Origin of the sequence: Microbulbifer discodermiae (assembly GCF_040742695.1) — a bacterium.
Lineage (GTDB): Bacteria > Pseudomonadota > Gammaproteobacteria > Pseudomonadales > Cellvibrionaceae > Microbulbifer.
On the sequence record NZ_JBFLAB010000123.1, the window covers coordinates 1 to 3,773 of the forward strand.

Here is a 3,773-nt window from a genome sequence, read left to right on the forward strand (position 1 = left end):
GAGGAACAGTTCGCGCCGTGTTTTGCGTTTCTTGATAGTGTATTCGGCTTCGGCGAAGGTCAGTTGGCTCATGATTGAATCTGTGTATGTTGGAAATGGGGTAAATTATGCCAGACTGGAGCAGTTTTTCAGAGGTTCCCTAGACAAATTTTTTAAATTATTAGATCGGTGTGACGCTATAACGCCTATTTAATAAGTGTATTTTTTGGATGGCAGATTATTTAACCTCATCGAAATCAATCACGTGCTCCACATAGAAGAAATACGTCTCTCTAAAAGGAGGATAACGTCAATTTTTACTCCGAATCTATTATTCGATATTGGTATATCTGATTACTTCCATTTCATTGGTTTGGTGAGAAATCCAATTAATATGGCGCAGTATATACCTCTTATCCCGGTTGACTAAATTATTTCAAATAAAATATCTGTTTGATGCCGAGTAATATTCTAAATTCTTCTATGGTGGTCATAAGTTCGTCACTGTTACCGACTATCGTTCGAACGCGCACCCATCGAAATCGATTCAAATGGAATGTAATCTATTTTAACTGGGAATGAGTTCTGTGGTTGTTCATTGAGTTTCCGGGTTGAGTACATGGTGTGCTGGGTCGAATCATATGAACTATCAAATTATAAAATTTCTCTAATGAAAAGGAGAAGATCAGGCTATGAATTCTTCAACACATTCAAATTGGAGCCGGTTGGCAGGATATGCGCGGAAAATTAGTTTCGCCTTTTTCGCTGCTCAGATGCTGGTTGCCAGCTCTGCGAGCGCTATTGACGGTGGTACTTTACGGATTTCTACTTATAACGGTTGGCAAGCCTTTGAGGTGATCACCCAGGGTGACAATCCTTCAGGCGATGGTTTCGATCATTCAATGCCCGGTATTTTCGATGGTGCAGGCGCTTTTCTGCTTAATCCTTCGACAATCCGGATTCAGGTGAACCATGAAACTGGTGATGCTTCCATCAGTGAAGTGGATGTCGATGTTGCTAATTTGCAGACAGCGATCTACAACATGATTAACGCCGGAAATACCGGCGGTGTAAGTTTTGTCGTGGCCGCGCGGCAGGCCTATGATCGCTGGAGTAGCAATGGTGGTTCAAGCTGGACCAATACGTCCAGTACTTCCAATACCAGCTTTTCCCGTTTCTGCTCAAGCCAAGCGTATGCACTAAATACGTTTGGGGAAAATCGAGGGTTTGTTGACCAGCTCTATATTACCGGTGAAGAAGTCAGTAGCGGGCGCCTGTTCGCTCTGGACAGCAGTAACCGTGATCTCTATCAGCTGAGTGGAGTCACCGGTAGTGCTCCCGGTGGTATCGGGGGCATGTCGTATGATGCCTGGGAAAATGCTGCGCTCATTGATACCGGCGAAACCCAGCATGTCGCAATAGTTCTATCTCCCGACGGTGGTTCCCGGGATATGAAGCTGTATATTGGCGTGAAGGGGCTGGATATCAGCGGGAATGTATCCAACAGCTTCCTGGCACGGAACGGCCTGGCATATGGCAGCTGGTACTACCTTAATGCCTCCTATCCAAGCCTGGGTAACACCAATAGTGGCTTTTTTGATACCAGCGCTTCCGGGGCCTTGACTTCCAGCAAGCTTGAGGACATTGATACCAGCCCAGGCAGCCCTACTGAAGTGGTGCTTGCCGACCAGGATTCCGGTGTATTTAACCTGAATTTCTCTCTGGTATTCAGCACGGGGTTCGATGTCGCTTTGTCCAGCTTTACCGTGACCAAGATTGCCAATGAAAGTGGTTCAAGCGGTAGCCTGGACAACCCGGACAATATCGATTGGACCGCGCCAACCACCCTGAATGGTGTTAATTATCCGGGCGGAATCATCTTTGTAAACGAAGACAACAGTTCCGGTGAAATCTGGCAGATGAACCCGGATGGCAGTAACAAATTGCGTATAGGGCAGACGAATGTGGGTTCTGAATCGACCGGTATATTCGATATCTCCGAATTGCTCGGCTATGCCCCCGGTAGTATTCTGGTGAGCAATAATCAGGGTTCGCCATCTTCAATGTCGGTATTGATCAATCCTGATGCCACATAACGCAACAACCCCAGTGGTGATGTGCCATGTAATTGAAGTGATAGTGCGGATATCAGTGGTGTTGCCCAAGAAGGGCAGGTATTGACTGCGAACCTGTAGGGCGCTAAAAGTGAATCATCGCGCCCATTCCCCTCGCAAGGTGAGGAAGCCGCTTAACCCTAAAGCGATATAGTTCGTCCGCTGCAGGGTTGAGCGGTCAAAGACCGAGGCATCAAAGCTCAGCCACCCGAAACCCGCCCTTGCCGCTGTCTGGCCAATTTGTGGCTGCCAGTTCATCACAAGATAGGCAACAGCTACCAAGTACAGATAAAGCCAATAGGGTTTTGGATAAACAGGCTGTAGAGACTACCGAAGGCGACCATCATGGCGTGGGCCAGCTCCAGCAGGCCCGCAATTTTAATGCCTGTCCTAATCCACCTTACTAGATTTCATTATCCTTCTCCATTGGGAAAAAGCTATAGCCTTTACCACCCAATCTCTTCCACCATCGCTCTTCCCAAATCTCTGTCGATCGTAGCGTTGAAATATATGGTGACCCAGATATCATTAGTCCGTTTAAGAGAACATCATTCCGAACGAGGTTAACTGCAGCAATTTCAGCTTCCTCAACCGTCTTTGCCTTAACAAATATTGTCGTTATAAACCCAAAAGGCTTCTTCTTTCCATCAATTTCCAGCTCATAATTTTCGCCTTGCAAACGAACTCCATATTTCAATTCGAAACTCCTGAAATTTGCCCTGCGCTCAGGGACTACGCTAACAGCGCTCTGCGTTAGGAAAAATCAAAGGCACAAACATGCACAAAAATGTATATATCGTTTAAACTTTTACCGAGAAGCTTTTTTTATAATTTTTTTCATTGACTGTTGTATCTCTCCTATGAGCTTATTTCTATACTCGGAAATAGGCAGGCACTGCCCTTTTGATCTAAGCTCTTTAGAAATTTCATTATTGTGTGCCAAGCCTAGACGAGCAATAAATAGTCTCTCTGTAAATTCGATATTTTTATGAAAATAAGGATGCTCCTTTTCAAGCTTAGCAAGTTTACTCATTAAGGAGAATACTTTTTCAACATGATTCCTTTGGTCATTCTTACTTTCCGGAAGACTGGCTGATCGTAGCTCATGCAGTTCCGTTTTAAGTAGCGAAACTTCCGCTTCCCAGCGTTCATTGAGAATAAGCAGTGGTTCTACACTTAAAATACCTGAAAAAACCCCTGTGCTTCGCAGCTCTTCTACCCATAGTGACGGATATTTCGAAGAAAGCGTCATATGATCAATACAGTCACCACTTGAAGCGAACGACTCGATAGAAATTGCTAAAGCGAGTATGGAGAAAAATCTACTCATAAAAATAACCCCCGCAGCACCGTCGAGGAGCACAGTGGTGAGCCCATTGCGATTGCTGGCGATCATGTCTGCGCTTGTTAGGTGTTTAACTACCATATGTGTAAAAAATATGCTTGTGTCTCACTAACATGAAAATTAGTATTAAAGAAATAATTGTTCCGATTGGGAATAACAGAAATACTATGATGGAAGCCGAAATTGAGACTCTAACAGGCTGTTGAAATTGTCCCGCATCATCAGCGGCTTTGATAAAATTCTCGTACGATAAAAACTAGGTCTTACTCCGACATGCGTGGCGCTGATATCACTCAAGAAGCTCTTTTTACAACGGTACACCTCGAGAGCTTCGT

Annotated in this window: 3 protein-coding genes; 1 reads left to right on the top strand and 2 read right to left on the bottom strand. The window is 44.8% G+C overall.

Annotation, left to right across the window (positions count from 1 at the left end; all coding sequences use genetic code 11):
• The first annotated feature begins 671 nt into the window (after positions 1-671).
• Positions 672-2,075, top strand: a complete 1,404-nt coding sequence (locus AB1S50_RS19155; protein ID WP_367152838.1) for a hypothetical protein — start codon at positions 672-674, stop codon at positions 2,073-2,075.
• Positions 2,076-2,496: 421 nt separating this feature from the next.
• Here the strand turns inward: AB1S50_RS19155 and AB1S50_RS19160 are convergent, their stop codons facing one another.
• Together AB1S50_RS19160 and AB1S50_RS19165 are read right to left on the bottom strand one after the other, a co-directional pair.
• On the bottom strand, positions 2,497-2,790 hold the full coding sequence (locus tag AB1S50_RS19160) for a hypothetical protein (RefSeq protein ID WP_367152839.1): 294 nt from the start codon (positions 2,788-2,790) through the stop codon (positions 2,497-2,499).
• 111 nt (positions 2,791-2,901) lie between these two features.
• Positions 2,902-3,489: a hypothetical protein gene (locus AB1S50_RS19165; RefSeq protein ID WP_367152841.1), complete on the bottom strand. Its 588-nt coding sequence runs from the start codon at positions 3,487-3,489 to the stop codon at positions 2,902-2,904.
• Between the last annotated feature and the right edge of the window lie 284 nt (positions 3,490-3,773).

Coding starts and splice junctions, on each gene's coding strand:
- AB1S50_RS19165 (WP_367152841.1), bottom strand. CDS start 3,489: ATGATCGCCAGCAATCGCAATGGGCTCACCACTGTGCTCCTCGACGGT.
- AB1S50_RS19155 (WP_367152838.1), top strand. CDS start 672: ATGAATTCTTCAACACATTCAAATTGGAGCCGGTTGGCAGGATATGCG.